Origin of the sequence: Agrobacterium pusense, assembly GCF_900102105.1 — a bacterium.
GTDB classification, from domain to species: domain Bacteria; phylum Pseudomonadota; class Alphaproteobacteria; order Rhizobiales; family Rhizobiaceae; genus Agrobacterium; species Agrobacterium pusense.
On sequence record NZ_FNBB01000002.1, the window covers coordinates 381,764 to 407,551 of the forward strand.

Annotated in this window: 30 protein-coding genes; 27 read left to right on the forward strand and 3 right to left on the reverse strand. The window is 58.4% G+C overall.

Annotation, left to right across the window (positions count from 1 at the left end; genetic code table 11):
• Positions 1–3 precede the first annotated feature (3 nt).
• Together rpoB and rpoC are read left to right on the forward strand one after the other, a co-directional pair.
• Complete coding sequence (gene rpoB / locus BLU28_RS06460) at positions 4–4,140, forward strand: DNA-directed RNA polymerase subunit beta (protein ID WP_077987217.1); 4,137 nt, start codon at positions 4–6, stop codon at positions 4,138–4,140.
• Between the two features lie 180 nt (positions 4,141–4,320).
• Positions 4,321–8,529, forward strand: a complete 4,209-nt coding sequence (gene rpoC, locus BLU28_RS06465) for a DNA-directed RNA polymerase subunit beta' (protein WP_004442633.1) — start codon at positions 4,321–4,323, stop codon at positions 8,527–8,529.
• 138 nt (positions 8,530–8,667) lie between these two features.
• Here rpoC and BLU28_RS06470 read toward each other — a convergent pair whose 3' ends face one another.
• From BLU28_RS06470 to BLU28_RS06480, 3 genes are all read right to left on the reverse strand, one after another.
• The gene (locus BLU28_RS06470) at positions 8,668–9,753 is read right to left on the reverse strand and encodes a helix-turn-helix transcriptional regulator (RefSeq protein ID WP_035211818.1); all 1,086 of its coding nucleotides are present in this window, start codon (positions 9,751–9,753) and stop codon (positions 8,668–8,670) included.
• A gap of 96 nt (positions 9,754–9,849) precedes the next feature.
• Positions 9,850–10,200: a VOC family protein gene (locus tag BLU28_RS06475; RefSeq protein WP_077987216.1), complete on the reverse strand. Its 351-nt coding sequence runs from the start codon at positions 10,198–10,200 to the stop codon at positions 9,850–9,852.
• A 12-nt stretch (positions 10,201–10,212) separates the two neighbouring features.
• Entirely contained in the window at positions 10,213–10,506 is a 294-nt protein-coding gene (locus tag BLU28_RS06480) for a hypothetical protein (protein ID WP_003523731.1), read from the reverse strand.
• 527 nt (positions 10,507–11,033) lie between these two features.
• Between BLU28_RS06480 and rpsL the strand changes: the two genes are divergently transcribed.
• The 25 genes from rpsL (at position 11,034) to rplO (ending at position 25,466) form a co-directional block, all read left to right on the forward strand.
• Positions 11,034–11,405, forward strand: a complete 372-nt coding sequence (gene rpsL, locus BLU28_RS06485; protein WP_003507760.1) for a 30S ribosomal protein S12 — start codon at positions 11,034–11,036, stop codon at positions 11,403–11,405.
• A gap of 76 nt (positions 11,406–11,481) precedes the next feature.
• Positions 11,482–11,952, forward strand: a complete 471-nt coding sequence (gene rpsG, locus BLU28_RS06490) for a 30S ribosomal protein S7 (protein WP_004442621.1) — start codon at positions 11,482–11,484, stop codon at positions 11,950–11,952.
• Between the two features lie 34 nt (positions 11,953–11,986).
• Entirely contained in the window at positions 11,987–14,086 is a 2,100-nt protein-coding gene (fusA, locus tag BLU28_RS06495) for an elongation factor G (RefSeq protein WP_004442619.1), read from the forward strand.
• 65 nt (positions 14,087–14,151) lie between these two features.
• Positions 14,152–15,327 carry an elongation factor Tu gene (tuf, locus tag BLU28_RS06500; RefSeq protein ID WP_004442617.1) on the forward strand — a complete coding sequence of 392 codons (1,176 nt, stop codon included), beginning with the start codon at positions 14,152–14,154 and terminating at the stop codon, positions 15,325–15,327.
• A 311-nt stretch (positions 15,328–15,638) separates the two neighbouring features.
• Positions 15,639–15,947: a 30S ribosomal protein S10 gene (gene rpsJ / locus BLU28_RS06505; protein ID WP_003507767.1), complete on the forward strand. Its 309-nt coding sequence runs from the start codon at positions 15,639–15,641 to the stop codon at positions 15,945–15,947.
• A gap of 168 nt (positions 15,948–16,115) precedes the next feature.
• A complete protein-coding gene (gene rplC, locus BLU28_RS06510; RefSeq protein ID WP_004442604.1) occupies positions 16,116–16,757 on the forward strand; it encodes a 50S ribosomal protein L3 in 642 nt (213 codons plus the stop codon).
• A gap of 12 nt (positions 16,758–16,769) precedes the next feature.
• A complete protein-coding gene (rplD, locus tag BLU28_RS06515; protein WP_003495173.1) occupies positions 16,770–17,390 on the forward strand; it encodes a 50S ribosomal protein L4 in 621 nt (206 codons plus the stop codon).
• A complete protein-coding gene (locus tag BLU28_RS06520) occupies positions 17,387–17,680 on the forward strand; it encodes a 50S ribosomal protein L23 (protein WP_003521003.1) in 294 nt (97 codons plus the stop codon). The genes rplD and BLU28_RS06520 overlap by 4 nt, the downstream gene beginning before the upstream one ends.
• A 43-nt stretch (positions 17,681–17,723) precedes the next feature.
• Positions 17,724–18,560 (forward strand): 50S ribosomal protein L2, encoded by an 837-nt coding sequence (gene rplB / locus BLU28_RS06525; protein ID WP_022556535.1) that lies wholly within the window; start codon positions 17,724–17,726, stop codon positions 18,558–18,560.
• 15 nt (positions 18,561–18,575) lie between these two features.
• Positions 18,576–18,854 carry a 30S ribosomal protein S19 gene (rpsS, locus tag BLU28_RS06530; RefSeq protein WP_003507772.1) on the forward strand — a complete coding sequence of 93 codons (279 nt, stop codon included), beginning with the start codon at positions 18,576–18,578 and terminating at the stop codon, positions 18,852–18,854.
• Between the two features lie 2 nt (positions 18,855–18,856).
• Positions 18,857–19,246, forward strand: coding sequence for a 50S ribosomal protein L22 (rplV, locus tag BLU28_RS06535; RefSeq protein ID WP_003521005.1), 390 nt, complete (start codon positions 18,857–18,859; stop codon positions 19,244–19,246).
• Positions 19,246–19,977, forward strand: a complete 732-nt coding sequence (rpsC, locus tag BLU28_RS06540; protein WP_004442600.1) for a 30S ribosomal protein S3 — start codon at positions 19,246–19,248, stop codon at positions 19,975–19,977. Before rplV ends, rpsC begins: the two co-directional genes overlap by 1 nt.
• A 38-nt stretch (positions 19,978–20,015) precedes the next feature.
• Complete coding sequence (gene rplP, locus BLU28_RS06545) at positions 20,016–20,429, forward strand: 50S ribosomal protein L16 (RefSeq protein WP_003495190.1); 414 nt, start codon at positions 20,016–20,018, stop codon at positions 20,427–20,429.
• Positions 20,430–20,441: 12 nt separating this feature from the next.
• Positions 20,442–20,642 (forward strand): 50S ribosomal protein L29, encoded by a 201-nt coding sequence (rpmC, locus tag BLU28_RS06550; protein WP_003495193.1) that lies wholly within the window; start codon positions 20,442–20,444, stop codon positions 20,640–20,642.
• An 11-nt stretch (positions 20,643–20,653) separates the two neighbouring features.
• Positions 20,654–20,890, forward strand: coding sequence for a 30S ribosomal protein S17 (gene rpsQ, locus BLU28_RS06555; protein WP_003495195.1), 237 nt, complete (start codon positions 20,654–20,656; stop codon positions 20,888–20,890).
• Between the two features lie 234 nt (positions 20,891–21,124).
• Positions 21,125–21,493: a 50S ribosomal protein L14 gene (gene rplN / locus BLU28_RS06560; protein ID WP_003495199.1), complete on the forward strand. Its 369-nt coding sequence runs from the start codon at positions 21,125–21,127 to the stop codon at positions 21,491–21,493.
• A gap of 12 nt (positions 21,494–21,505) precedes the next feature.
• Positions 21,506–21,814, forward strand: coding sequence for a 50S ribosomal protein L24 (gene rplX, locus BLU28_RS06565; protein ID WP_003521006.1), 309 nt, complete (start codon positions 21,506–21,508; stop codon positions 21,812–21,814).
• The gene (rplE, locus tag BLU28_RS06570; protein WP_003495201.1) at positions 21,807–22,361 is read left to right on the forward strand and encodes a 50S ribosomal protein L5; all 555 of its coding nucleotides are present in this window, start codon (positions 21,807–21,809) and stop codon (positions 22,359–22,361) included. The genes rplX and rplE overlap by 8 nt, the downstream gene beginning before the upstream one ends.
• Positions 22,362–22,394: 33 nt before the next feature.
• The gene (rpsN, locus tag BLU28_RS06575; RefSeq protein ID WP_004442591.1) at positions 22,395–22,700 is read left to right on the forward strand and encodes a 30S ribosomal protein S14; all 306 of its coding nucleotides are present in this window, start codon (positions 22,395–22,397) and stop codon (positions 22,698–22,700) included.
• A gap of 12 nt (positions 22,701–22,712) precedes the next feature.
• On the forward strand, positions 22,713–23,111 hold the full coding sequence (gene rpsH / locus BLU28_RS06580; protein WP_004442588.1) for a 30S ribosomal protein S8: 399 nt from the start codon (positions 22,713–22,715) through the stop codon (positions 23,109–23,111).
• A gap of 43 nt (positions 23,112–23,154) precedes the next feature.
• On the forward strand, positions 23,155–23,688 hold the full coding sequence (gene rplF, locus BLU28_RS06585; RefSeq protein WP_003495204.1) for a 50S ribosomal protein L6: 534 nt from the start codon (positions 23,155–23,157) through the stop codon (positions 23,686–23,688).
• A 12-nt stretch (positions 23,689–23,700) separates the two neighbouring features.
• Entirely contained in the window at positions 23,701–24,063 is a 363-nt protein-coding gene (rplR, locus tag BLU28_RS06590; RefSeq protein ID WP_003507787.1) for a 50S ribosomal protein L18, read from the forward strand.
• Positions 24,064–24,182: 119 nt separating this feature from the next.
• Positions 24,183–24,752 (forward strand): 30S ribosomal protein S5, encoded by a 570-nt coding sequence (gene rpsE, locus BLU28_RS06595; protein WP_004442585.1) that lies wholly within the window; start codon positions 24,183–24,185, stop codon positions 24,750–24,752.
• An 11-nt stretch (positions 24,753–24,763) separates the two neighbouring features.
• Entirely contained in the window at positions 24,764–24,970 is a 207-nt protein-coding gene (gene rpmD / locus BLU28_RS06600) for a 50S ribosomal protein L30 (RefSeq protein ID WP_003495212.1), read from the forward strand.
• A 16-nt stretch (positions 24,971–24,986) separates the two neighbouring features.
• Positions 24,987–25,466 (forward strand): 50S ribosomal protein L15, encoded by a 480-nt coding sequence (gene rplO / locus BLU28_RS06605; RefSeq protein ID WP_003521009.1) that lies wholly within the window; start codon positions 24,987–24,989, stop codon positions 25,464–25,466.
• The last annotated feature ends 322 nt before the right edge of the window (positions 25,467–25,788 follow it).

The following is a 25,788-nucleotide window of genomic DNA, read 5'->3' on the forward strand; positions in this document are numbered from 1 at the left end:
ACGATGGCTCAGACCCTTTCGTTTAACGGTCGCAGGCGCGTACGCAAGTTTTTCGGCAAAATTCCAGAAGTAGCGGAAATGCCGAACCTCATTGAGGTTCAGAAGGCTTCGTACGACCAGTTTCTCATGGTTGACGAGCCCAAGGGTGGCCGTCCCGACGAGGGATTGAATGCCGTTTTCAAATCCGTATTCCCGATCACCGATTTTTCCGGCGCCTCCATGCTCGAATTCGTATCCTACGAATTCGAAGCGCCGAAGTTCGACGTCGAGGAATGCCGTCAGCGCGATCTGACCTATGCAGCGCCGCTCAAGGTGACGCTGCGCCTCATCGTGTTCGATATCGATGAAGATACGGGCGCGAAGTCCATCAAGGACATCAAGGAACAGTCCGTCTACATGGGCGACATGCCGCTCATGACCAATAACGGCACGTTCATCGTCAACGGCACCGAGCGCGTCATCGTTTCGCAGATGCACCGTTCGCCGGGCGTGTTCTTCGATCACGACAAGGGCAAGAGCCATTCTTCCGGCAAGCTGCTCTTTGCTGCCCGTGTCATTCCGTATCGCGGTTCCTGGCTCGACATCGAGTTCGACGCCAAGGATATCGTCTATGCGCGTATCGACCGTCGCCGCAAAATCCCCGTCACCTCGCTGCTGATGGCGCTTGGCATGGACGGCGAAGACATTCTGTCGACCTTCTACACCAAGGCTTCCTATGAGCGCGACGGCGACGGCTGGCGTATTCCGTTCCAGCCCGAAGCGCTGAAGAACGCCAAGGTCGTCACCGACATGATCGACGCCGATACCGGCGAAGTGGTCGTCGAGGCCGGCAAGAAGCTCACGCCGCGCCTTATCCGCCAGCTCTCCGAAAAGGGCCTCAAGGCGCTGAAGGCGACCGACGAAGACCTTTACGGCAACTACCTGGCCGAAGACATCGTCAACTACGAGACGGGTGAAATCTATCTCGAGGCCGGCGACGAAATCGACGAGAAGACCCTCGGTCTGATCCTGCAGTCCGGTTTTGACGAGATTCCGGTTCTCAACATCGACCACGTCAATGTTGGCGCCTATATCCGCAACACACTGTCTGCCGACAAGAACGAGAACCGCCAGGAAGCCCTGTTCGACATCTACCGCGTCATGCGTCCGGGTGAGCCGCCGACCATGGATTCGGCGGAAGCGATGTTCAACTCGCTGTTCTTCGATGCAGAGCGTTACGATCTTTCGGCGGTTGGTCGCGTGAAGATGAACATGCGCCTCGACCTCGACGCGGAAGACACCGTGCGCACGCTGCGCAAGGAAGACATCCTCGCCGTCGTCAAGATGCTGGTCGAACTGCGCGACGGCAAGGGCGAAATCGACGACATCGACAACCTCGGCAACCGCCGTGTGCGTTCTGTCGGCGAGCTGATGGAAAACCAGTATCGTCTGGGCCTTCTGCGCATGGAACGTGCGATCAAGGAACGTATGTCCTCGATCGAAATCGACACCGTGATGCCGCAGGACCTGATCAACGCGAAGCCGGCAGCTGCTGCCGTTCGCGAATTCTTCGGTTCCTCGCAGCTGTCGCAGTTCATGGTCCAGGTGAACCCGCTTTCGGAAATCACCCACAAGCGTCGTCTTTCGGCTCTTGGACCGGGTGGTCTGACCCGCGAGCGCGCCGGCTTCGAAGTCCGCGACGTTCACCCGACCCACTACGGCCGTATTTGCCCGATCGAGACGCCGGAAGGCCCGAACATCGGTCTGATCAACTCGCTTGCAACCTTTGCCCGTGTCAACAAGTACGGCTTCATCGAGAGCCCGTACCGCAAGATCACCGACGGCAAGGTCACGAACGACGTTATTTACCTCTCCGCCATGGAAGAGGCGAAATATTACGTCGCGCAGGCCAACGCGCCGCTCAATGAAGACGGTTCTTTCTCGGAAGAGTTCGTCGTCTGCCGTCACTCGGGCGAAGTTATGCTCGCACCGCGTGACAACATCAACCTGATGGACGTTTCGCCGAAGCAGCTCGTTTCGGTCGCAGCGGCTCTCATTCCGTTCCTGGAAAACGACGACGCCAACCGCGCTCTCATGGGCTCGAACATGCAGTGTCAGGCCGTTCCGCTTCTGCGCGCAGAGGCGCCTTTCGTGGGCACCGGCATGGAACCGATCGTTGCGCGTGACTCCGGCGCTGCCATCGCGGCTCGCCGCGGCGGTGTCGTCGACCAGGTCGACGCGACGCGTATCGTTATCCGCGCCACGGAAGATCTCGATGCAGGCAAGTCCGGCGTTGACATCTACCGTCTGCAGAAGTTCCAGCGTTCGAACCAGAACACCTGCGTCAACCAGCGTCCGCTGGTGTCCGTCGGTGATATCATCTCCAAGGGTGACATCATCGCGGATGGTCCGTCGACCGACCTCGGTGACCTGGCCCTCGGCCGTAACGCGCTCGTCGCGTTCATGCCCTGGAATGGCTACAACTACGAAGACTCGATCCTGATGTCGGAGCGTATCGTTTCCGACGACGTGTTCACCTCCATCCACATCGAAGAATTCGAAGTGATGGCGCGTGACACGAAGCTCGGTCCGGAAGAAATCACGCGCGATATTCCGAACGTTTCGGAAGAAGCGCTGAAGAACCTCGACGAAGCCGGTATCGTCTACATCGGTGCGGAAGTTCAGCCGGGCGACATCCTCGTCGGCAAGATCACGCCGAAGGGCGAAAGCCCGATGACGCCGGAAGAAAAGCTTCTGCGCGCCATCTTCGGTGAAAAGGCTTCCGACGTTCGCGACACCTCCATGCGCATGCCTCCGGGCACGTTCGGTACGGTCGTGGAAGTCCGCGTCTTCAACCGTCACGGTGTGGAGAAGGACGAGCGCGCGATGGCTATCGAGCGCGAAGAGATCGAGCGTCTGGCGAAGGACCGTGACGACGAGCAGGCGATCCTCGACCGTAACGTCTACGGCCGTCTGATCGACATGCTGCGTGGCCAGGTTTCGATTGCCGGTCCGAAGGGCTTCAAGAAGGGCGTCGAGCTCTCCAACGCCGTCGTCTCCGAATATCCCCGCTCGCAGTGGTGGATGTTCGCCGTCGAGGACGAAAAGGCCCAGGCTGAGATCGAAGCACTTCGCGGCCAGTACGACGAATCCAAGTCGCGCCTTGAGCAGCGCTTCATGGACAAGGTCGAAAAGGTCCAGCGCGGCGATGAAATGCCTCCGGGCGTCATGAAGATGGTCAAGGTCTTCGTTGCCGTTAAGCGCAAGATCCAGCCGGGCGACAAGATGGCCGGCCGTCACGGTAATAAGGGCGTCGTCTCGCGTATCGTTCCCGTCGAGGACATGCCGTTCCTCGAAGACGGCACGCATGTCGACATCTGCTTGAATCCGCTCGGCGTGCCTTCGCGCATGAACGTCGGCCAGATCCTCGAAACCCACCTCGCATGGGCATGCGCAGGCATGGGCAAGAAGATCGGTGAGATGCTCGAAGAGTATCGCAAGACGATGGACATCAGCGAGCTTCGCAGCGAACTGACGGAAATCTATGCGTCTGAAGCCAATGACGAGGTTCAGCGTTTTGATGACGACTCGCTCGTCAAGCTCGCCGAAGAAGCCAAGCGCGGTGTTTCCATCGCGACTCCGGTTTTCGACGGTGCGCATGAGCCTGACGTTGCCGCGATGCTGAAGAAGGCAGGTCTGCATGAATCCGGTCAGTCCGTTCTTTACGACGGCCGTACCGGTGAGCCGTTCGACCGCAAGGTCACCGTCGGCTACATGTACATGATCAAGCTGAACCACCTTGTCGACGACAAGATCCACGCTCGTTCGATCGGTCCTTACTCGCTCGTTACCCAGCAGCCGCTGGGCGGCAAGGCGCAGTTCGGCGGTCAGCGCTTCGGGGAAATGGAAGTCTGGGCTCTGGAAGCATACGGCGCGGCTTACACGCTGCAGGAAATGCTCACCGTCAAGTCGGACGACGTGGCTGGCCGCACGAAGGTTTACGAAGCAATCGTCCGTGGCGACGACACCTTCGAAGCCGGTATCCCCGAGAGCTTCAACGTTCTCGTCAAGGAAATGCGGTCGCTCGGCCTGTCCGTCGAGCTGGAAAACTCGAAGATCGAGAACCAGCCCGAAGACCAGCTGCCTGACGCGGCGGAATAAACACGATAGAGGCGGGCGCCTGAGAGGGCGCCTGCCGGTTTCCCGAGCGGTCTTTGCGGTTCGGGATACTTTCGCCGCATTATGCGGTTAATCCGTATTTAAAGCTCTGGACGGCGACCCGGGAAGAAGCCGGTCCAGATGCAAACAGGGGCAGCAGCTAGCCTCTCAAGGAGACAAGGCATGAACCAAGAGGTCATGAATCTTTTCAATCCTCAGGTGCCTGCGCAGCATTTCGATTCCATCCGGATTTCGATCGCTTCGCCGGAAAAAATCCTGTCGTGGTCCTACGGCGAGATCAAGAAGCCGGAAACCATCAACTACCGTACGTTCAAGCCTGAGCGTGACGGTCTTTTCTGCGCGCGTATCTTCGGGCCGATCAAGGACTATGAGTGCCTGTGCGGCAAGTACAAGCGCATGAAGTACAAGGGCATCATCTGCGAAAAGTGCGGCGTCGAAGTCACGCTGTCGCGCGTTCGCCGTGAGCGCATGGGCCATATCGAGCTCGCAGCGCCGGTTGCCCACATCTGGTTCCTGAAGTCGCTTCCTTCGCGTATCTCGACCCTGCTCGACATGACGCTGAAGGATGTCGAGCGTGTTCTCTATTTCGAGAACTACATTGTCACGGAACCCGGTCTCACCTCGCTCAAGCAGAACCAGCTTCTGTCTGAAGAAGAGTACATGATCGCCGTCGACGAGTTCGGCGAAGACCAGTTCACCGCCATGATCGGCGCTGAAGCCATCTATGAGATGCTGGCTTCGATGAACCTCGAAAAGATCGCCGGCGACCTGCGTGCCGAACTTGCTGAGACCACGTCGGATCTCAAGCAGAAGAAGCTGATGAAGCGCCTGAAGATCGTCGAGAACTTCATGGAATCGGGCAACCGTCCTGAATGGATGATCATGAAGGTCGTTCCGGTCATTCCGCCGGACCTGCGTCCGCTGGTTCCGCTGGATGGCGGCCGTTTTGCGACGTCCGACCTTAACGATCTCTATCGCCGCGTCATCAACCGTAACAACCGTCTGAAGCGCCTGATCGAGCTTCGTGCGCCTGGCATCATCATCCGCAACGAAAAGCGTATGTTGCAGGAATCCGTCGATGCGCTGTTCGACAACGGCCGTCGCGGTCGCGTCATCACGGGTGCCAACAAGCGCCCGCTGAAGTCGCTCTCCGACATGCTCAAGGGCAAGCAGGGCCGTTTCCGCCAGAACCTTCTCGGCAAGCGCGTCGACTATTCCGGCCGTTCGGTCATCGTGACCGGTCCGGAACTGAAGCTGCACCAGTGCGGTCTGCCGAAGAAGATGGCGCTCGAACTGTTCAAGCCGTTCATCTACGCCCGCCTCGACGCCAAGGGTTACTCCTCGACCGTCAAGCAGGCCAAGAAGCTGGTTGAAAAGGAAAAGCCTGAGGTTTGGGATATCCTCGACGAGGTCATCCGCGAACATCCGGTTCTGTTGAACCGCGCGCCGACGCTGCACCGTCTGGGTATCCAGGCTTTCGAACCCATGCTGGTTGAAGGCAAGGCCATCCAGCTGCACCCGCTCGTCTGCACGGCCTTCAACGCCGACTTCGACGGTGACCAGATGGCTGTTCACGTTCCGCTTTCACTGGAAGCCCAGCTGGAAGCGCGCGTGCTGATGATGTCGACCAACAACATCCTGCATCCGGCAAACGGCCACCCGATCATCGTTCCTTCGCAGGACATGGTTCTCGGCCTGTATTACCTGTCGATCATGAACCAGAACGAGCCGGGCGAAGGCATGGCCTTCTCCGACATCGGTGAGCTGCATCACGCGCTTGAAAACAAGGTCGTGACGCTGCATGCCAAGATCCGTGGTCGCTTCAAGACCGTGGATGCCGATGGCAAGCCGGTTTCGAAGATCCATGAGACGACCCCTGGTCGTATGCTGATTGGCGAACTTCTGCCGAAGAACGTCAACGTGCCTTTCGACGTCTGCAACCAGGAAATGACCAAGAAGAACATCTCCAAGATGATCGACACGGTCTACCGTCATTGCGGCCAGAAAGACACGGTCATCTTCTGTGACCGCATCATGCAGCTCGGCTTTGCCCATGCCTGCCGCGCCGGCATTTCGTTCGGCAAGGACGACATGGTCATTCCTGACAGCAAGGTGAAGATCGTTGGCGACACCGAAGCTCTCGTGAAGGAATACGAACAGCAGTACAATGATGGTCTCATCACCCAGGGCGAAAAGTACAACAAGGTTGTCGACGCCTGGGGCAAGGCAACTGAAAAGGTCGCCGAAGAGATGATGGCACGCATCAAGGCTGTCGAGTTCGATCCGGAAACGGGCCGCCAGAAGCCGATGAACTCCATCTACATGATGTCCCACTCGGGTGCTCGTGGTTCTCCGAACCAGATGCGTCAGCTGGGCGGCATGCGCGGTCTGATGGCGAAGCCATCGGGTGAAATCATCGAGACGCCGATCATCTCGAACTTCAAGGAAGGCCTGACCGTTAACGAGTACTTCAACTCGACCCACGGTGCCCGTAAGGGTCTCGCAGACACCGCCCTGAAGACCGCGAACTCGGGTTACCTGACCCGTCGTCTCGTCGACGTCGCGCAGGATTGCATTGTCAACTCCAGGGATTGCGGCACCGACAAGGGCCTCACCATGACTGCCATCGTTGATGCCGGTCAGGTGGTTGCTTCGCTCGGCGCGCGTATCCTCGGTCGTACGGCTCTCGATGACATCGACAACCCGGTCACCGGCGAGAACATCGTCAAGGCTGGCACGCTGATCGACGAAGCCGACGTGGCTGCCATCGAGAAGGCTGGCATCCAGTCCGTTCGCATCCGCTCGGCGCTCACCTGCGAAGTGCAGGTTGGTGTCTGCGGCGTCTGCTACGGTCGTGACCTTGCACGCGGTACGCCTGTCAACATGGGCGAAGCCGTTGGCGTTATCGCCGCACAGTCGATCGGTGAACCGGGCACGCAGCTCACCATGCGTACGTTCCACCTTGGTGGCACGGCAAACGTGGTCGACCAGTCGTTCCTCGAAGCGTCTTATGAAGGCACGATCCAGATCAAGAACCGCAACATCCTGCGGAACTCCGAAGGCGTTCTCATCGCCATGGGCCGTAACATGTCCGTTACGATCCTTGATGAGCGCGGCGCGGAACGTTCTACACAGCGTGTGGCTTACGGTTCGAAGATCTTCGTTGATGATGGCGACAAGGTAAAGCGTGGCCAGCGTCTTGCAGAGTGGGACCCCTACACCCGTCCGATGATGACGGAAGTGGAAGGTACCGTTCACTTCGAAGACCTCGTCGACGGTCTATCCGTTCTGGAAGCAACCGACGAATCCACCGGCATCACCAAGCGTCAGGTCATTGACTGGCGCTCGACGCCGCGCGGTTCGGATCTCAAGCCTGCGATCGTCATCAAGGACGCGTCCGGCGCTGTTGCGAAGCTTGCCCGTGGTGGCGAAGCCCGCTTCCAGCTCTCGGTCGACGCCATCCTGTCGGTCGAGCCGGGTGCGAAGGTCTCCCAGGGTGACGTGCTTGCACGTTCGCCGCTGGAAAGCGCCAAGACGAAGGACATCACCGGTGGTCTGCCGCGCGTTGCGGAACTGTTCGAAGCCCGTCGTCCGAAGGATCACGCCATCATCGCAGAGATCGATGGTACGATCCGCCTCGGCCGCGACTACAAGAACAAGCGCCGCGTGATGATCGAGCCTGCGGAAGACGGCGTCGAGCCGGTCGAATACCTGATCCCGAAGGGCAAGCCCTTCCACCTTCAGGAAGGCGACTATATCGAAAAGGGTGAATACATCCTCGACGGTAACCCGGCGCCGCACGACATTCTGGCGATCAAGGGCGTGGAAGCTCTGGCTTCCTACCTCGTGAACGAAATCCAGGAAGTCTACCGTCTGCAGGGCGTTGTGATCAACGACAAGCACATCGAGGTGATCGTTCGCCAGATGCTGCAGAAGGTTGAAATCACCGATGCTGGCGATAGCCAGTACATCGTGGGTGACAACGTTGATCGCATCGAGCTCGATGACAACAACGACCGCCTGATCGAAGAAGGCAAGAAGCCTGCCTACGGCGAGCCGGTTCTGCTCGGCATCACCAAGGCTTCGCTGCAGACGCCGTCCTTCATCTCGGCCGCATCCTTCCAGGAAACCACCAAGGTTCTCACGGAAGCTGCGATTGCCGGCAAGACGGACACGCTGCAGGGTCTCAAGGAAAACGTCATCGTCGGCCGTCTCATCCCGGCCGGTACCGGCGGTACCATGACGCAGATCCGCCGCATCGCCACCTCGCGCGACGACCTCATTCTCGAGGAACGCCGCAAGGGTACCGGTGCAGGTTCTGCAAACCAGATGCTGCAGGACATGACGGACCAGGCTCCGGCTGCCGAGTAAGGTCAGACAGGGCAGGGGCTTTGCGGAGCCCCCCAAAGTTCGAAGCAAAACGCCCGGAGCAATCCGGGCGTTTTTGTTTGTATGGACAGAGGCCGGGCGCCTCCACCGCCGCCCGGCATTCCTGCATATGCAACAGGGTTAGTCCGGTTTCCGGATGTTATAGCGGGTCAGGACAGAGAGGCGCCGAACAAGATCGGTCTGGCCTGCGCTGCCGGTCTTGGCATAGATCGACTTTGCGTTGCTGCGCACCGTTTCATGGGAAATCTGCAATTGCTTCGCCACTGCCGGTAGCGAAAGTCCTTTCATGATTTCCAAAGCCACGCGTGCCTCGCCTCTTGTGAGGTCGTATAGCCCCTTCAACAACGCGCTTGCGTCGGCAATGGTGCCGGTGGGCTGCGATATGAGCACGATGGCGTTGCCTTTCGGAGATAAGTCGAGCGCCTTCTTGCGCAGCGGTATGACGTGAAGAATGCAGGGTCTATCTTCACCGGCGGGGAGAGGGAAGGAACCGGCATCGTGCCCGGCCAGCGCTTTGTACAGGAGCCGGTTCACCCTCTCGTCAGCAATGGCAATACTGTCGCGTGTGGGGGCGGCGAAACATTTCTGCAGTGACAGGAAGAGATCGTTGGCCGAGAGAATAAGGCCGTTTGCCTGCAGCACGGCTGCCGGAGCGCCAATGGCATTGAGGCCGAAGGTCATCGCGTCGGCTTTCTGCCGTTGCAGCCGCGTTGCGAGCGCAAGGCTACGGGCGATATGTGGCCTCAGTCCGGCGAGTGCAGCCATCGTATCAGGCCGGATTATGCCAGCTTCCAGCCTGTGTTCAAACAGTACCGTCATCTCCGGATGGCCGGGCGGCGCGACCTGTGTCGTCGCACCATAGCCCAGGCCGCGGGGCCTGAGGAACTCACGGACGATCGGCAGTTCGGCCCATTCATCAGGGGTGAAGACGTCGAAATCCTGCACGAAGGCGAACCGGCCTTCACGGGCAGTACGCGTAAGGCGATCATTGCGGTGATTCCAGCCTCCCGCCATGTAGTCCTTCATCAGTTCTTGAAAGTTGGGCGTGTGCAGCCAGGCCTGGTCTTCCCCCTTGCCCCAGGTGATGGCGCCGCCCCAGAAACCGAGGCGGCCGCCGGCATTTGCCAGAACCTGCGACCAGCGGTCGGGAAAAAGCGCCGCTTCATAAATGTCATCGATAATGTCAGACGATGATAAAGTATCCAACCCGACCCCGAAATTTTGCGTCGGAACTATTCTAAGCCTATGTTTGTGCAGCATTCAATCTTTTAAGAATCAATACTATTATTCAGACTCTATATTCTATAAGTGACTTAATATATTGACAAGCTTTCCAAAAGGGTCGCGTACGAACAGGCGACGTACGCCCCAGGACTCGACGGTGGGGCCGTATTCTATCGGCAGTCCGGCTGCGACGATCCGGTCGCGGACCTCATCGAAATTGTCGACTTCTATGGAGAAGTCCGGCACATCTGTGCCGGAACCGCCTTCGCGCGCAAAGCTTAGCTGCGCCGGCGCCTTGAGCGGGCTGGCATGGGTGACGATCCAGCCGTGATCCATGGCGACCGGCATGCCGAGGATATCGCCATAAAAGACCTGCGCCAGCGCGGGGTCGGAGGTAGCGATGTTGGCGACGACACGTCTGACCGCCATGGCCAAGGCTCTTCAGGCGAAGCGGATGATGGCGACTTCGCCTTCGAGCGCGCCCTGATAGGCCGAGGCGTGCGGCTCTTCATCGGGAATTTCGGTCAGCATGCCGATCTGGTCGAGATCGGCTTCGATGAAGCCTTCCTCGGAAAGCGCATTCAGCGTTTCGCGAACGGCTGTGTCGTCATCCGGCGCCCTGAGGATGACGTGAATGTCGATACCCTCGGAGTTGTCGGTTTCGTAAGCCTTGCCGATGACGATGAAGACCATCGGCTCATCGCGTCCGTTGTCGTTGTCGGGGAGGGTGCTCATGACGCGGTTCCTTGATCTTTCGTTGCTGTCATCAGGGCAGGGGGAATCGGTTCCGCCCGCGGGGCGGCCATGTCCGGCCAGCCTGAGGGAATCAATAGACGGATTTTATGAAAAGCCAAAGGCCGGAGGTTAAAATCGCTGCCGTTGATGCCGACTTATGGTATAGGGAGGGGGAAATGGCGTTGCGGTGGCGTTCGTGGCCCCGGGCGCGGGCGCAAAATGCGGATTCACCCTTGACGAAAGCTGGCTAAAACAGTAGTACGCCCGCCATCGGAGCCTCTGTGGGTGCTGGCCGTTCGGTAAGCTTTTTCCCGAACATCATCTCAAACGGGTCTCCATTGCACGTAGAAGACACGAATGTTGCACGCAAGACGCCTCATCCGGTGTCCTCTGCTCTTGGTGGTCCATCCGTGAAACCGGATCGGGCCACGTTTTGCGCATGAGGATATATGCGTGCATCGTCGCCGGCAACGGCATAGCCGCCACCCGTGAGGGTGGCTAAAGTAGTTTTTGCAAGGGATGGTTATATGCCTACCGTAAACCAGCTGATCCGCAAGCCTCGCCAGGCACAGGTAAAGCGCAACAAGGTTCCTGCCCTGCAGGAAAACCCGCAGAAGCGTGGTGTTTGCACCCGCGTTTACACGACGACCCCGAAGAAGCCGAACTCGGCTCTGCGTAAGGTTGCCAAGATCCGCCTCACCAACGGCTTCGAAGTCATCGGCTACATTCCTGGCGAAGGTCACAACCTTCAGGAACACTCTGTCGTCATGATCCGCGGCGGCCGCGTGAAGGACTTGCCGGGCGTTCGTTACCACATCATCCGCGGTGTTCTCGATACCCAGGGCGTCAAGAACCGCAAGCAGCGCCGTTCGAAGTACGGTGCGAAGCGTCCGAAGTAATTTCGGCAACAACAATTCGGCGCTGCGCGAGGTTCTCCGCGTGGTATAGCGTCAATAACATTGAGAGACAAAAAGTATGTCCCGTCGCCATAGTGCAGAAAAGCGTGAGATCAACCCGGATCCGAAGTTCGGTGATCTGGTCGTCACCAAGTTCATGAACGCCATCATGCTTCACGGCAAGAAGTCGGTAGCAGAAAGCATCGTTTACGGCGCGTTCGACGTCGTTCAGGGCAAGACGAAGCAGGAGCCGCTCGCCGTGTTCCATTCGGCCCTCGACAATGTTGCGCCGCATGTTGAAGTGCGTTCGCGCCGCGTTGGTGGTGCGACATACCAGGTTCCGGTTGATGTTCGTCCCGAGCGTCGCCAGGCCCTCGCAATCCGCTGGTTGATCACCGCTGCGCGCAAGCGCAACGAAACGACCATGATCGATCGCCTCTCCGGCGAACTCATGGACGCTGCGAACAACCGCGGCTCCGCCGTCAAGAAGCGTGAAGACACGCACAAGATGGCCGACGCTAACCGCGCATTCTCGCATTACCGCTGGTAATCTTAACCGATCGCATATCGAAAGGCAGTCCATTATGGCTCGCGAATATAAAATCGAAGACTACCGCAATTTCGGTATCATGGCGCATATCGACGCCGGCAAGACGACCACCACCGAGCGTATTCTCTATTACACCGGTAAGTCGCACAAGATCGGCGAAGTTCACGATGGCGCAGCCACGATGGACTGGATGGAGCAGGAGCAGGAGCGTGGTATCACCATCACGTCCGCTGCGACCACGACCTTCTGGAAGGGCCGTGACGGCAAGACCCGCCGCTTCAACATCATCGACACCCCCGGCCACGTTGACTTCACCATCGAAGTCGAGCGTTCGCTGCGCGTTCTTGACGGCGCCATCGCGCTGCTCGACGCCAACGCCGGTGTTGAGCCGCAGACGGAAACCGTCTGGCGTCAGGCTGAGAAGTATCATGTTCCGCGCATGATCTTCTGCAACAAGATGGACAAGACCGGTGCTGACTTCTACCGCTCGGTAGAAATGATCAAGACCCGTCTCGGCGCCACTGCCGTTGTCATGCAGCTGCCGATCGGCGCTGAGACCGAGTTCAAGGGCGTTATCGACCTGATCGAGATGAATGCTCTCGTATGGCGCGACGAGTCGCTCGGCGCCCAGTGGGACGTCGTCGAGATCCCCGAGGACATGAAGGCCAAGGCTGAAGAATATCGTGAAAAGCTGATCGAGACGGTTGTCGAGATCGACGAAGAAGCGATGGAAGCCTACCTCGAAGGCAACTACCCGGACAACGACAAGATTCGTGAACTCGTTCGCCGCGGCACCATCGACGTGAAGTTCCACCCGATGTTCTGCGGTACCGCGTTCAAGAACAAGGGCGTTCAGCCGCTCCTCGACGCCGTTGTCGACTATCTCCCTTCGCCGCTGGACATTCCGGCGATCAAGGGCATCGACGCCAAGACGGAAGCCGAAATCGAGCGTCACGCTGACGATTCCGAGCCGCTTTCCATGCTCGCGTTCAAGATCATGAACGACCCCTTCGTTGGTTCGCTCACTTTCGCGCGCATCTACTCGGGCAAGCTCGAAAAGGGCACGTCTGTCATGAACACGGTCAAGGACAAGCGCGAGCGCGTCGGCCGTATGCTTCAGATGCACTCCAACAGCCGTGAAGACATCGAAGAAGCCTATGCAGGCGACATCGTTGCTCTGGCTGGCCTCAAGGAAACCACCACTGGCGATACGCTCTGCGATCCGCTGAAGCCGGTTATCCTCGAGCGCATGGAATTCCCCGAGCCGGTCATCCAGATCGCGATCGAGCCGAAGACCAAGGGCGACCAGGAAAAGATGGGCCTCGCGCTCAACCGTCTGGCTGCAGAAGATCCGTCCTTCCGCGTCAAGACCGACGACGAATCCGGCCAGACCATCATTGCCGGCATGGGCGAACTTCACCTCGACATCATCGTTGACCGTATGCGTCGCGAGTTCAAGGTTGAAGCAACCGTCGGTGCTCCGCAGGTTGCCTACCGCGAAACGATCACGCGTCAGCACGAAGAAGACTACACGCACAAGAAGCAGTCCGGTGGTACCGGTCAGTTCGCTCGCGTGAAGATCATCTTCGAACCGAACCCCGAAGGCGAAGACTTCAAGTTCGAGTCGAAGATCGTCGGTGGTGCTGTTCCGAAGGAATACATCCCGGGCGTTCAGAAGGGTATCGAAAGCGTTCTGTCTTCCGGTCCGCTGGCTGGCTTCCCGATGCTCGGCGTCAAGGCGACGCTGGTCGACGGTGCATTCCACGATGTTGACTCGTCGGTTCTCGCCTTCGAAATCGCATCGCGTGCCTGCTTCCGTGAAGCAGCCAAGAAGGCTGGTGCACAGCTTCTCGAGCCGATGATGAAGGTCGAAGTCGTAACGCCGGAAGACTATGTCGGCGACGTTATCGGCGACCTGAACTCCCGTCGTGGTCAGATCCAGGGCCAGGAAAGCCGTGGTATCGCCGTCGTCATCAACGCGCATGTTCCGCTCGCGAACATGTTCAAGTACGTCGATAACCTGCGCTCCATGTCGCAGGGTCGCGCTCAGTACTCGATGACGTTCGATCACTATTCGCCGGTTCCGTCGAACGTGGCGCAGGAAATCCAGGCAAAGTACTCCGGTCAGAAGTGATCGGGGTACGCCCCACCGAATTTTGAAGATTATTCCCGTCACGGGACAAGAATGGAGAGCCACTAATGGCAAAGAGCAAGTTTGAGCGGACGAAGCCGCACGTCAACATTGGCACGATCGGTCACGTTGACCATGGCAAGACGTCGCTGACGGCAGCAATCACGAAGTTCTTCGGCGAGTTCAAGGCGTATGACCAGATCGACGCGGCTCCTGAAGAGAAGGCTCGTGGTATCACGATCTCGACGGCACACGTTGAGTACGAGACGGCCAACCGTCACTACGCTCACGTTGACTGCCCCGGCCACGCCGACTACGTGAAGAACATGATCACCGGTGCTGCCCAGATGGACGGCGCGATCCTGGTTTGCTCCGCCGCTGACGGCCCGATGCCGCAGACGCGCGAGCACATCCTGCTTGCCCGTCAGGTTGGCGTTCCGGCCATCGTCGTGTTCCTCAACAAGGTCGACCAGGTTGACGACGCCGAGCTTCTCGAGCTCGTCGAGCTTGAAGTTCGCGAACTTCTGTCGTCCTACGACTTCCCGGGCGACGATATTCCGATCATCAAGGGTTCGGCGCTTGCTGCTCTTGAAGATTCCGACAAGAAGATCGGTGAAGACGCGATCCGCGAGCTGATGGCTGCGGTTGACGCCTACATTCCGACGCCTGAGCGTCCGATCGACCAGCCGTTCCTGATGCCGATCGAAGACGTGTTCTCGATCTCGGGCCGTGGTACGGTTGTGACGGGTCGCGTTGAGCGCGGTATCGTCAAGGTTGGTGAAGAAGTCGAAATCGTCGGCATCCGTCCGACCTCGAAGACGACTGTTACCGGCGTTGAAATGTTCCGCAAGCTGCTCGACCAGGGCCAGGCTGGCGACAACATCGGTGCACTTGTTCGCGGTGTTAACCGTGACGGCGTCGAGCGTGGTCAGATCCTGTGCAAGCCGGGTTCGGTAAAGCCGCACAAGAAGTTCAAGGCAGAAGCCTACATCCTGACGAAGGAAGAAGGCGGCCGTCATACGCCGTTCTTCACGAACTACCGTCCGCAGTTCTACTTCCGCACGACGGACGTTACGGGCATCGTTACGCTTCCGGAAGGCACGGAAATGGTTATGCCTGGCGACAACGTCACGGTTGACGTCGAGCTGATCGTTCCGATCGCGATGGAAGAAAAGCTGCGCTTCGCTATCCGCGAAGGCGGCCGGACCGTCGGCGCCGGCATCGTTGCCTCGATCGTCGAGTAATCTCGACCGTTGAAATTCAGGCTGGCGGCGGTGTGAACAGCACCGCCGCCGGACTTTTGGTAAAAAGCCTGGCGGCGTTGCATTTTTAGTGCTTGAAAAATTCGGTGAAAGCGCGTAAACGCGCACTCACATTCACCGCTGGATTCGCAAGCGATTGCGGAACGCGGTGTTTTTAGCAATACAGACTACTGAAATGATTGGGGTGCGACGCGCATTCCTCTCGATTTTTGAAAATCTGCGGCGCCACGATCAATAGAAGTTCATGTGTTTCCGCGTGCGGAAACGAATAACAAAGAACAAGGACAAGACGAATGAACGGCCAGAATATCCGTATCCGCCTCAAGGCGTTCGATCACCGGATCCTCGATGCCTCTACCCGTGAAATCGTGTCGACCGCAAAGCGCACCGGCGCCAGCGTTCGCGGCCCGGTTCCGCTCCCCACCCGCATCGAAAAGTTTACTGTCAACCGCTCTCCCCACGTTGACAAGAAGAGCCGTGAACAGTTCGAAATGCGGACGCACAAGCGTCTTCTCGATATCGTTGACCCCACCCCGCAGACTGTCGATGCTCTGATGAAGCTCGACCTCGCTGCTGGCGTTGACGTGGAAATCAAGCTCTAAGACCCGGCCCGAACCATTCAAGGTAAGGGCTGAAATAACAAGGAAGGTACGTGGAGCAATCCAACGACTTCCAAACCGGAGACCGGAAACATCGTGAGATGTCGAAGGGCACTCCTTAACAAAGGCCAGAGAGGGTTTTCCCTTCAAGGCTCGCAAGAGGATGAACCAATGCGTTCAGGTGTGATTGCACAGAAAGTGGGTATGACACGCGTCTATAACGACGCAGGTGAACATATCCCTGTAACAGTATTGCGACTGGATAACGTACAAGTCGTTGCCCAGCGCACGGAAGACAAGAATGGCTACACCGCAGTTCAGCTCGGTGCCGGCCAGTCCAAGGTCAAGAACACGACGAAGGCGCTTCGCGGTCACTTTGCCGCTGCCAATGTCGAACCGAAGGCAAAGCTCGTCGAGTTCCGGGTTTCCCCCGAGAACCTGATCGACATCGGTGCAACACTGACCGCAAATCATTTTCAGACCGGCCAGCTGGTCGATGTCACCGGAACCACGATCGGTAAGGGTTTCGCCGGTGCCATGAAGCGTCACAACTTCGGTGGTGGCCGCGCTTCGCACGGTAACTCGATCTCGCACCGTGCACACGGTTCGACTGGTTCCAACCAGGATCCGGGTCGCGTCTGGAAGGGCAAGCGCATGGCTGGTCATATGGGCCAGACCCGCGTTACGACCCAGAACCTCGAAGTCGTTTCGACTGATGAAGACCGTGGCCTCATCCTCGTGAAGGGTGCAGTTCCCGGCTCGAAGGGTTCCTGGATCATCGTCCGCGACGCCGTCAAGTCGGCTGCGAAGTAAGGGAGCCTTATCATGGAATTGAACGTCAAGACCCTCGAGGGAAAAGACGCCGGCAAGGTTTCTCTGTCGGATGAGATCTTCGGCCTCGACCCCCGCCAGGACATTCTGGCCCGCATGGTTCGCTGGCAGCTTGCAAAGAAGCAGCAGGGAACCCACAAGTCCAAGAACCGGTCGGAAGTTTCCCGCACCGGCGCGAAGATGTACAAGCAGAAGGGTACGGGCCGCGCTCGTCACCATTCGGCTCGCGCACCGCAGTTCCGCGGCGGCGGCAAGGCCCACGGCCCGGTTGTTCGCAGCCACGCCCATGACCTTCCGAAGAAGGTTCGTGCGCTCGCCCTGCGTCACGCCCTGTCTGCAAAGCTGAAGGCTGAAGAACTGATCATCGTCGATCAGCTCGTCGCGTCCGAAGCAAAGACCAAGGCTCTGCTGGGCAGCTTCGCTTCGCTTGGCCTGACCAACGCTCTCGTTATCGGCGGCGCCGAACTTGATGGCAACTTCAAGCTCGCTGCTCAGAACATCCCGAACGTGGACGTTCTGCCGGTACAGGGCATCAATGTTTACGACATCCTGCGCCGTGGCAAGCTGGTGCTTTCCAAGGCTGCTGTAGAGGCTCTGGAGGAGCGGTTCAAATGACGGATCTTCGCCACTACGATGTGATCGTATCTCCTTCGATCACGGAAAAGTCGACGCTGGTATCCGAACAGAACCAGGTCGTATTCAACGTCGCCAAGAATGCTTCCAAGCCTGAAATCAAGGCTGCCGTGGAAGCTCTCTTCGGCGTCAAAGTCACGGCTGTGAACACGCTTATCCGCAAGGGTAAGACCCGTCGTTTCCGTGGGTTCGCCGGTAAGCTGAAGGACGTCAAGAAAGCCGTCGTCACGCTCGCCGAAGGTCAATCCATCGACGTGTCCACCGGACTCTAAAGGTTAGGCCCAAGCGGGCAAAGACCCAAAAGGGAACAATAAAATGGCATTGAAAAGTTTCAATCCGACCACGCCGAGCCAGCGCCAGCTGGTTATCGTGGACCGCGCTTCGCTCTACAAGGGCAAGCCGGTAAAGGCTCTCACCCAGGGCCTCAGCTCCAAGGGTGGCCGTAACAACCAGGGCCGGATCACCGTCCGTTTCCAGGGTGGCGGTCACAAGCGGACCTACCGTCTGGTTGACTTCAAGCGTCGCAAGTTCGACGTTGAAGGCACCGTTGAACGTCTGGAATACGACCCCAACCGCACCGCGTTCATCGCGCTGGTTACGTATAGCGACGGCGAACAGGCTTACATTCTCGCGCCACAGCGTCTAGCTGCTGGTGACAAGGTGATCGCCTCCGACAAGGCAGTGGACGTGAAGCCCGGCAACACCATGCCGCTTCAGTACATTCCGGTCGGTTCGATCATCCACAACGTCGAGATGAAGCCGGGCAAGGGCGGTCAGATCGCTCGCTCCGCCGGTACGTATGTCCAGCTCGTCGGCCGCGATGCCGGCATGGCCATCCTGCGTCTCAACTCGGGCGAACAGCGTCTGGTGCACGGCTCCTGCCTCGCATCGATCGGCGCTGTTTCGAACTCTGACCACGCCAACATCAACGACGGCAAGGCCGGTCGTTCCCGTTGGCGCGGCAAGCGTCCGCACGTTCGCGGCGTCGTCATGAACCCGGTCGACCACCCGCACGGTGGTGGTGAAGGTCGCACGTCGGGTGGTCGCCACCCGGTTACTCCGTGGGGCAAGCCCACGAAGGGCAAGCGCACCCGTTCGAACAAGTCGACCGACAAGTTCATCATGCGCTCGCGCCATCAGCGTAAGAAGTAAGAGAGGTAGTCACTAATGGCTCGTTCAGTATGGAAAGGTCCGTTTGTTGACGGCTATCTTCTCACCAAGGCTGAGAAGGTGCGCGAGAGCGGACGTAACGAAGTAATCAAGATCTGGAGCCGTCGCTCCACGATCCTGCCGCAGTTCGTTGGTCTGACCTTCGGCGTCTACAACGGCAGCAAGCATGTGCCCGTCTCCGTTAACGAAGACATGGTCGGACACAAGTTCGGTGAATTCTCTCCGACCCGTACCTATTACGGTCACGGCGCGGACAAGAAGGCAAAGAGGAAGTAATCATGGCGAAGGCTAAGACCGAACGCCGGCTGAAGGACAACGAGGCTCAGGCCGTTGCCCGTACGCTCCGCGTCAGCCCCCAGAAACTGAACCTGGTTGCCGCTCTTATCCGTGGCAAGAAGGTTGATCGCGCTCTCGCCGAGCTCGAATTCTCCCGCAAGCGCATTGCAGGCACCGTCAAGAAGACGCTGGAATCTGCAATTGCCAATGCGGAAAACAACCACGACCTCGACGTCGACGCTCTCGTCGTCGCCGAGGCCTATGTTGGCAAGTCCATCACCATGAAGCGTTTCCACGCTCGTGGCCGTGGTCGTGCTTCCCGCATTGAAAAGCCGTTCGCTCACCTCACGATCGTTGTTCGTGAAGTCGAGGAAAAAGGGGAGGCCGCATAATGGGTCAGAAAATCAATCCGATCGGCTTCCGCCTCGGCATCAACCGTACCTGGGATAGCCGCTGGTACGCTGACACCGCAGAATACGGCAAGCTGCTGCATGAAGACCTGAAGATCCGGGCTTACCTGATCAAGGAACTCAAGCAGGCCGGTATCGCAAAGGTCGTCATCGAGCGTCCGCACAAGAAGTGCCGCGTCACGATCCACTCGGCTCGTCCGGGTCTGATCATCGGCAAGAAGGGTGCAGACATCGAGAAGCTTCGCAAGAAGCTTTCCGAGATGACCAACTCCGAAACGCACCTCAACATCGTTGAAGTGCGCAAGCCGGAAATCGACGCGACGCTGGTTGCCCAGTCGATCGCTCAGCAGCTCGAGCGCCGCGTGGCTTTCCGCCGTGCGATGAAGCGTGCTGTTCAGTCCGCAATGCGTCTTGGCGCCGAAGGCATCAAGATCACCTGCGGCGGCCGTCTTGGCGGTGCTGAAATCGCTCGTACCGAATGGTACCGCGAAGGTCGCGTTCCGTTGCACACGCTGCGTGCGGACATCGACTACGGCACGGCTGAAGCTGAAACCGCATTCGGCATCTGCGGCATCAAGGTCTGGATCTTCAAGGGCGAAATCCTTGAGCACGATCCGATGGCTTCTGAGCGTCGCGGTCTCGAAGGCGACGCACAGGGCCCTGCAAGCCGTGAGCGTGGCGATCGTGGCGATCGTCGTCGCGAAAACGCTTGATTGACGCTGGCGAAAGATAAGCTCGGAGAAGTAAGAAAATGTTGCAGCCAAAGCGTACTAAGTACCGTAAGCAGTTCAAGGGACGCATCAAGGGCGTCGCCAAGGGCGGCTTTGACCTGGCATTCGGTGAATTCGGCTTGAAGTCGCAGGAACCGAACCGCGTGAATGCACGCGAGATCGAAGCGGCCCGCCGCGCGATCACGCGTTACATGAAGCGCGCAGGTCGCGTGTGGATCCGCGTATTCCCCGACGTTCCGGTTACGGCCAAGCCGACCGAAGTTCGTATGGGTAAGGGCAAGGGTTCGGTCGATTACTGGGCATGCAAGGTCAAGCCCGGTCGTATGATGTTCGAGATCGACGGTGTGTCCGAGGAGATCGCCCGTGAGGCGCTTCGTCTCGGCGCTGCCAAGCTCTCGGTCAAGACGCGCTTCGTACAGCGCATCGCAGAGTAAGGAGCAAGGCACATGAAAGCCGATGAAGTTCGCGGCCTCAGCGCCGACCAGCTCAAGGACAAGCTCGCCGATCTGAAGAAGGAGCAGTTCAACCTGCGCTTCCAGAAGGCAACTGGTCAGCTGGAGAAGTCCTCGCGCATCAACGAAGTCCGCAAGGATATCGCCCGCGTTAAAACCATTGCCCGCCAGAAGGCGGCAGAAGCCAAGGCCTAAGGAAGAATAATATGCCGAAACGCATTCTGCAGGGCGTCGTTGTGTCCGACAAGAACGAGAAGACTGTCGTAGTTCGTGTTGAGCGTCGATTCGCTCACCCGCTGCTTCAGAAGACCGTTCGTCGTTCGAAGAAGTACAAGGCACACGACGAAAACAATCAGTATAAGGTCGGCGATGTCGTTTCCATCGAGGAATGCGCACCGATCTCCAAGGACAAGCGCTGGACGGTCGTTTCCGCCCAGGCTTAATTTCATCAGAATCGCGCCAGGTGTCTTGCACTTGGCGCGAATTCCTGTATGAAGCAGCGCAAGGACGCTCGTGACCCGGGCGTCTTTTGCTTTGATGCGCACGGAAGGTCCTTCGGGAAACCACCCTGTCACGATTTTTCCGCGCAAAAAAAGAGATATTCATAAGCTGGAGCAGGGGGCTCGCTCGGGAGAGTTTGCCCAACCGTTCCGGTAACAACAAGAAGGCGACCTGACATGATTCAGATGCAAACAAACCTCGACGTGGCGGATAATTCCGGCGCACGTCGTGTCATGTGCATCAAGGTGCTGGGCGGCTCGAAGCGCAAATATGCTTCTGTTGGCGACATTATTGTCGTTTCCATCAAGGAAGCTATTCCGCGCGGCCGCGTCAAGAAGGGCGACGTGATGAAGGCGGTTGTCGTGCGCACCGCCAAGGACATCCGCCGCGCTGACGGCAGCGTCATCCGTTTCGATAACAACGCAGCCGTTCTTATCGACAACAAGAAAGAGCCCATCGGCACCCGTATCTTCGGACCGGTTCCGCGCGAACTTCGCGCCAAGAACCACATGAAGATCATCTCGCTGGCTCCGGAAGTACTGTAAGGAGCGTATGCGATGCAGAAAATTCGTAAAGGCGACAAGGTTGTCGTATTGACCGGTAAGGACAAGGGCCGTACCGGCGAAGTAATCCAGGTTTTGCCGAAGGAAGACCGGGCCGTTGTGCGTGGCGTAAACATGGTGAAGCGTCACCAGCGCCAGACCCAGGCCCAGGAAGCCGGCATCATCAACAAGGAAGCATCCTTGCACATCTCCAACATCGCCATCGTCGACAAGGATGGCAAGCCGACCCGCGTTGGCTTCTCGGTTGTGGATGGCAAGAAGGTCCGCGTGGCCAAGCGTTCGGGAGAAGTGATCGATGGCTGATAAGTACGAGCCGCGTCTCAAGACGGAATACGTTTCCCGTATCCGTGGCGCCATGCAGGAGAAGTTCTCCTACGCAAACGTCATGATGATCCCGAAGCTTGAAAAGATCGTGATCAACATGGGCGTTGGCGAAGCGACTGCCGACTCCAAGAAGCCCACGATCGCTGCCGGTGACCTGGCTGCGATTGCCGGCCAGAAGCCGGTCGTTACCCGCGCTCGCAACTCGATCGCTGGTTTCAAGGTTCGCGAAGGCATGCCGATCGGTGCGAAGGTTACCCTTCGTGGCGCCCGCATGTACGAATTCCTTGATCGTCTGGTCAACATCGCGCTGCCGCGCGTTCGCGACTTCCGGGGCCTGAACCCGAAGAGCTTTGACGGCCGTGGCAACTTCGCCATGGGCATCAAGGAACACATTGTGTTCCCTGAGATCAACTACGATAAGGTTGATCAGATGTGGGGCATGGACATCATCGTTTGCACGACGGCGACGTCGGACGACGAAGCTCGGGCTCTGCTTACAGAGTTCAACTTCCCGTTCCGTCACTAACCGTAACGACGAGCGTAGAAAAGGAACTCCGATATGGCGAAAACAAGCGCAGTTGAAAAGAACAAGCGCCGCCGCAAGTCGGTCGCCCAGCAGGCCAGCAAGCGCGCGGCCCTCAAGGCGATCGTGATGAACCAGTCCCTTCCGATCGAAGAGCGGTTCAAGGCCACCCTGAAGCTCGCTTCGCTGCCGCGTGACGGCTCGAAGACGCGTATCCGCAACCGCTGCGAAGTAACGGGCCGTCCGCGCGCGTTCTATCGCAAGCTCAAGATGTCGCGTATCGCGCTTCGTGAGCTGGGCAATTCCGGCAAGGTGCCGGGCATTGTCAAGTCGAGCTGGTAAGGAGACGGGCACATGACCATGACTGATCCTTTGGGTGATATGCTCACCCGCATCCGCAATGGTGCTGCTCGCCGTAAGTCTTCGGTAAGCACGCCTGCTTCCAGCCTCCGCGCACGCGTTCTCGACGTGCTGCAGTCTGAAGGCTACATTCGCGGTTATTCCAAGGTCGATTTCGAAAACGGCAAGTCCGAATTCACCATCGAGCTGAAGTACTACGAAGGCGCGTCCGTGATCCGTGAGATCGGCCGCGTTTCCAAGCCGGGCCGCCGGGTTTATGTCTCGGTAAAGTCCATTCCGCAGGTCGCGAACGGCCTCGGCATCACCATCCTTTCGACCCCGAAGGGCGTGATGGCCGATCACCAGGCTCGCGAACAGAACGTTGGTGGCGAGGTTCTTTGCTCGGTCTTCTAAGACTCGAGCAAGGATCTCCATAACGAACAGACAGGATTGAATAATGTCTCGTATCGGTAAAAAGCCCGTTCCGGTTCCCGCAGGTGTGACGGCCAATGTCGACGGCCAGAAGGTTACTGCTAAGGGCCCGAAGGGTGAACTGTTTTTCGTCGCTAACGACGACATTCAGCTGAAGCTCGAAGATAACGGCGTTTCCGTAACGCCGGCTAACGGCACCAAGGAAGCTCGTTCGAAGTGGGGCATGTCCCGCACGATGATCGAGAACATCTTCAAGGGTGTTAAGGACGGCTATGAGCGCAAGCTCGAAATCAACGGCGTTGGTTACCGTGCCGCCATGCAGGGCAAGAACCTGCAGCTGGCTCTCGGTTTCAGCCACGACGTTGTGTACGAGCCTCCGGTCGGCATCACCATTGCCGTTCCGAAGCCGACGGAAATCATCGTTTCCGGCATCAACAAGCAGCAGGTTGGCCAGGTTGCCGCGGAAATCCGCGAATACCGCGGTCCCGAGCCCTACAAGGGCAAGGGCGTAAAGTACGCTGAAGAGCGTATTGTACGCAAAGAAGGCAAGAAGAAGTAAGGATCACGCGAAATGGCTAGCAGGAAAGAAGCACTTGCACGTCGCGCGAGCCGTGTGCGCCGCCAGATCAAGGCGGTTGCCAACGGCCGCCCGCGCCTGTCGGTTCATCGCTCGTCGAAGAACATCTACGCCCAGATCATCGATGACGTTGCTGGCAAGACGCTTGCGTCTGCCTCCACGCTCGAAGCCGATCTGCGCGGCTCGCTCAAGACTGGCGCCGACGTTGCAGCAGCAGCTGTTGTCGGCAAGCTGGTTGCCGAGCGCGGCGTCAAGGCTGGCGTCAAGGATGTTGTATTCGACCGTGGCGCGTTCATCTATCACGGCCGTATCAAGGCTCTGGCAGATGCAGCCCGCGAAAGCGGCCTGAACTTCTGATTTTTTTCCGCCCGGACATCGATCCGGGCGGAATTTCACCGGACCATGCGGATCTCGTCTTCGGGGCCGCTGGTCTTTTCGTTTGCCGTTCCACCCGTAAAAGAAAAAGGACAAGGACAATGGCACAGGATAAAAGAGGTTCCCGCGAAGAGCGTCAGAACCGCGAAGAGCGCGATAGCGAATTCGTCGACAAGCTGGTCGCGATCAACCGCGTTGCAAAGGTTGTTAAGGGTGGCCGTCGTTTCGGTTTCGCCGCTCTCGTCGTCGTTGGCGACCAGAAGGGCCGCGTTGGTTTCGGTCACGGCAAGGCTCGTGAAGTTCCGGAAGCGATCCGCAAGGCAACTGAAAGCGCAAAGCGCGATCTGATCTTCGTTCCGCTGCGCGATGGCCGCACGCTGCATCACGACGTCAATGGCCGTCACGGCGCAGGCAAGGTTCTGCTGCGTTCGGCCAAGGCCGGTACCGGTATCATCGCCGGTGGTCCGATGCGCGCCGTTTTCGAAACGCTCGGCGTTCATGACGTTGTTGCAAAGTCGACCGGTTCTTCGAACCCGTACAACATGGTTCGCGCGACGTTCGACGCTCTGAAGCATCAGGTTCATCCGAAGGACATCGCTGCACAGCGCGGTCTGAAGTATGCGACCCTTCAGGCTCGTCGTGCCGCTTCCGGCAACGCTTCTGAAGAATAAGGAGCTGGATCATGGCCAAGAAAACTACTGAAGCCAAGAAGACTGTTACGGTCGAACAGATCGGCAGCCCTATTCGCCGCCCGGCAATCCAGCGTCAGACGCTGGTGGGTCTGGGTCTCAACAAGATGCATCGTCAGCGTACCCTGGAAGACACTCCGGCGGTTCGCGGCATGATCCGTGCGGTCCAGCATCTCGTTCGCGTCGTTGACGAGAAGTGAGACGGAGTAACCTATCATGAAACTCAATGAAATCAGAGACAACGAAGGCGCCTCCAAGGATCGTATCCGCGTAGGTCGCGGTATCGGTTCCGGCAAGGGCAAGACCGGTGGTCGCGGTGTGAAGGGTCAGAAGGCTCGTTCGGGCGTCGCCATCAACGGCTTCGAAGGCGGTCAGATGCCCATCTACCGTCGTCTGCCGAAGCGCGGTTTCAACAACATCTTCGCTTCCGAATATGTTGTCGTATCGCTCGGCCGCATTCAGACCGCCATCGACGCCAAGAAGCTTGACGCTTCCGCAACGATCGATGCTGCTGCTCTCAAGGCTGCCGGCGTTATCCGCCGCGCCAAGGACGGCGTTCGTATTCTCGCCGACGGCGAGCTGAAGGCTAAGGTCGCTTTCGAAGTTGCCGGTGCTTCCAAGCCCGCAATCGAAAAGATCGAAAAGGCTGGCGGCTCGATCAAGCTTCTCGCAGTTGCAGCAGAAGCCGCCGAGTAATATATAGACTTCAGGCGCCCGGGGCTTGTCGCTCCGGGCGTTTGCGCTCCCTGGCCACTGTTGCTTTCGATCTAAATCGATTTATAGAGCATCAGGGAAATCTCTTCGCGGTGTGCTTCCTCGGCCCCGCTTGCGGCAGAAAGTGCTGCAGGGAGAGCCTCACAGTTCTTGAACTTCCATAGGGGAGGGGATAGGACATAAAAAACAGGGTGAGGCATGATGGCGGCGCAGAGCCGCGTTTGTCCGAAGCCCGGTTTTGACCAGTATCTTTTAGACCTTTCCGCATCGGCCGGTTGCGCTGGCTGGCAAGGGTCATTCGGAG

What these genes read in the sequence shown, in the direction of transcription:
- rplP (WP_003495190.1), top strand. Translation starts at nt 20,016, where the DNA reads ATGTTGCAGCCAAAGCGTACTAAGTACCGTAAGCAGTTCAAGGGACGC.
- rpmC (WP_003495193.1), top strand. Translation starts at nt 20,442, where the DNA reads ATGAAAGCCGATGAAGTTCGCGGCCTCAGCGCCGACCAGCTCAAGGAC.
- rpsH (WP_004442588.1), top strand. Translation starts at nt 22,713, where the DNA reads ATGACCATGACTGATCCTTTGGGTGATATGCTCACCCGCATCCGCAAT.
- fusA (WP_004442619.1), top strand. Translation starts at nt 11,987, where the DNA reads ATGGCTCGCGAATATAAAATCGAAGACTACCGCAATTTCGGTATCATG.
- BLU28_RS06520 (WP_003521003.1), top strand. Translation starts at nt 17,387, where the DNA reads ATGACGGATCTTCGCCACTACGATGTGATCGTATCTCCTTCGATCACG.
- rplF (WP_003495204.1), top strand. Translation starts at nt 23,155, where the DNA reads ATGTCTCGTATCGGTAAAAAGCCCGTTCCGGTTCCCGCAGGTGTGACG.
- BLU28_RS06475 (WP_077987216.1), bottom strand. Translation starts at nt 10,200, where the DNA reads ATGGCGGTCAGACGTGTCGTCGCCAACATCGCTACCTCCGACCCCGCG.
- rpoB (WP_077987217.1), top strand. Translation starts at nt 4, where the DNA reads ATGGCTCAGACCCTTTCGTTTAACGGTCGCAGGCGCGTACGCAAGTTT.
- rplN (WP_003495199.1), top strand. Translation starts at nt 21,125, where the DNA reads ATGATTCAGATGCAAACAAACCTCGACGTGGCGGATAATTCCGGCGCA.
- rplR (WP_003507787.1), top strand. Translation starts at nt 23,701, where the DNA reads ATGGCTAGCAGGAAAGAAGCACTTGCACGTCGCGCGAGCCGTGTGCGC.
- rpsQ (WP_003495195.1), top strand. Translation starts at nt 20,654, where the DNA reads ATGCCGAAACGCATTCTGCAGGGCGTCGTTGTGTCCGACAAGAACGAG.
- rplX (WP_003521006.1), top strand. Translation starts at nt 21,506, where the DNA reads ATGCAGAAAATTCGTAAAGGCGACAAGGTTGTCGTATTGACCGGTAAG.
- rplO (WP_003521009.1), top strand. Translation starts at nt 24,987, where the DNA reads ATGAAACTCAATGAAATCAGAGACAACGAAGGCGCCTCCAAGGATCGT.
- rpoC (WP_004442633.1), top strand. Translation starts at nt 4,321, where the DNA reads ATGAACCAAGAGGTCATGAATCTTTTCAATCCTCAGGTGCCTGCGCAG.
- rpsS (WP_003507772.1), top strand. Translation starts at nt 18,576, where the DNA reads ATGGCTCGTTCAGTATGGAAAGGTCCGTTTGTTGACGGCTATCTTCTC.
- rpsG (WP_004442621.1), top strand. Translation starts at nt 11,482, where the DNA reads ATGTCCCGTCGCCATAGTGCAGAAAAGCGTGAGATCAACCCGGATCCG.
- tuf (WP_004442617.1), top strand. Translation starts at nt 14,152, where the DNA reads ATGGCAAAGAGCAAGTTTGAGCGGACGAAGCCGCACGTCAACATTGGC.
- rplD (WP_003495173.1), top strand. Translation starts at nt 16,770, where the DNA reads ATGGAATTGAACGTCAAGACCCTCGAGGGAAAAGACGCCGGCAAGGTT.
- rplC (WP_004442604.1), top strand. Translation starts at nt 16,116, where the DNA reads ATGCGTTCAGGTGTGATTGCACAGAAAGTGGGTATGACACGCGTCTAT.
- rpsN (WP_004442591.1), top strand. Translation starts at nt 22,395, where the DNA reads ATGGCGAAAACAAGCGCAGTTGAAAAGAACAAGCGCCGCCGCAAGTCG.
- BLU28_RS06480 (WP_003523731.1), bottom strand. Translation starts at nt 10,506, where the DNA reads ATGAGCACCCTCCCCGACAACGACAACGGACGCGATGAGCCGATGGTC.
- rplE (WP_003495201.1), top strand. Translation starts at nt 21,807, where the DNA reads ATGGCTGATAAGTACGAGCCGCGTCTCAAGACGGAATACGTTTCCCGT.
- rpsL (WP_003507760.1), top strand. Translation starts at nt 11,034, where the DNA reads ATGCCTACCGTAAACCAGCTGATCCGCAAGCCTCGCCAGGCACAGGTA.
- rpsE (WP_004442585.1), top strand. Translation starts at nt 24,183, where the DNA reads ATGGCACAGGATAAAAGAGGTTCCCGCGAAGAGCGTCAGAACCGCGAA.
- rpsJ (WP_003507767.1), top strand. Translation starts at nt 15,639, where the DNA reads ATGAACGGCCAGAATATCCGTATCCGCCTCAAGGCGTTCGATCACCGG.
- rpmD (WP_003495212.1), top strand. Translation starts at nt 24,764, where the DNA reads ATGGCCAAGAAAACTACTGAAGCCAAGAAGACTGTTACGGTCGAACAG.
- rpsC (WP_004442600.1), top strand. Translation starts at nt 19,246, where the DNA reads ATGGGTCAGAAAATCAATCCGATCGGCTTCCGCCTCGGCATCAACCGT.
- rplV (WP_003521005.1), top strand. Translation starts at nt 18,857, where the DNA reads ATGGCGAAGGCTAAGACCGAACGCCGGCTGAAGGACAACGAGGCTCAG.
- rplB (WP_022556535.1), top strand. Translation starts at nt 17,724, where the DNA reads ATGGCATTGAAAAGTTTCAATCCGACCACGCCGAGCCAGCGCCAGCTG.